The following is a 1,170-nucleotide window of genomic DNA, read 5'->3' on the forward strand; positions in this document are numbered from 1 at the left end:
TGATGTGCCCCCATCGAGTGGTCCAATTTGAATGTTAATGCATCGTCGGTCTTTGGTCTATCGGGACGATGCTTTTGGGCGCTGGGGGCCGGTATCCTAAGGCGCTGTGGGGCCTAACCGTGTTGTAGTGGCGACGCCAGCGTTCGATGAGGATCTGTGCTTCACGCAGCGTGGTGAAGACCTCGCCGTTTAGTAACTCATCCCGGAAGCGGGCGTTGAAGCTCTCGCAGTAGCCGTTCTCCCAAGGTGATCCCGGGGCAATGAATGCGGTCTTCGCGCCCACGGCACCGATCCAGGCGCGCACCTTCTTGGCAATGAACTCGGCTCCATTGTCCGATCTGATGTATTCCGGCGGGCCGCGCAGGATAAACAGGTCGGTCAGGGCATCGACCACGTCAACTGAGTTGAGCTTGCGTTTGACTTTGATCACCAGCGCCTCCTTCGTGAACTCATCTATGATGTTCAGGGTGCGGAAGACCCGTCCGTCATGCGTGCGATCCTGAACGAAGTCATAGGACCAAACGTGGTTCGGGCGTTCTGGCCGCAGCCTCACGCACGAGCCGTCGTTCAGCCAGAGCCGGCCCTTCTTGGGCTGTTTCTGCGGGACTTTCAGCCCTTCCTGCCGCCAGATCCGTTCGACACGCTTGTGATTTACGTGCCAGCCGCTGTTGTTCAGCATTCCTGTGATCATGCGGTATCCATAGCGCCCATACTCTTCGGCCAGCGCAATGATATCCTCGGTCAGCCGGGCTTCATCCGGTCGGCCACAAGGCACTTTGCGCTGCGTCGAGCGATGCTGACCCAATGTGCGGCAGACCCTGCGCTCCGATACGCTGAGGGTTTGCCGCACATGGTCAATGCATTGCCTGCGGCGGGAAGGGCTTAGAAGTTTCCCCGTGCGGCCTCGGCAAGGATCATCTTGTCCAAGGTAAGATCAGACACGGCGCGACGGAGCCGGCTATTCTCGGTCTCCAACTCCTTCAGCCGCTTGAGCTGATCGCGGCTCATCCCGCCATATTGCTTGCGCCACCGGTAGTAAGTCTGAACCGTCACACCGATTTGCCGAACGGCTTCCTGAACCGAGCTCCCTTGCCCTTGCAGCACTTCAACCTGTCGCAGCTTCAGCACGATGTCCTCGGGCTTCTCTCGTTTGCCTGCCATCTCGTCGTC

At 59.0% G+C, this 1,170-nt stretch carries 1 protein-coding gene; it reads right to left on the reverse strand.

The features are described 5' to 3' along the window. Positions 1-34 precede the first annotated feature (34 nt). Positions 35-1,161 (reverse strand): IS3 family transposase gene (locus MHM88_RS23070; protein WP_239369321.1). Its coding sequence is split into 2 segments (ribosomal slippage): positions 35-897 and positions 897-1,161, totalling 1,128 coding nucleotides; the frame shifts between segments, so codons are not numbered across the junction. Positions 1,162-1,170: the final 9 nt, after the last annotated feature.

It is taken from the genome of Epibacterium sp. MM17-32, from assembly GCF_022348205.1.
Lineage (GTDB): Bacteria > Pseudomonadota > Alphaproteobacteria > Rhodobacterales > Rhodobacteraceae > Epibacterium.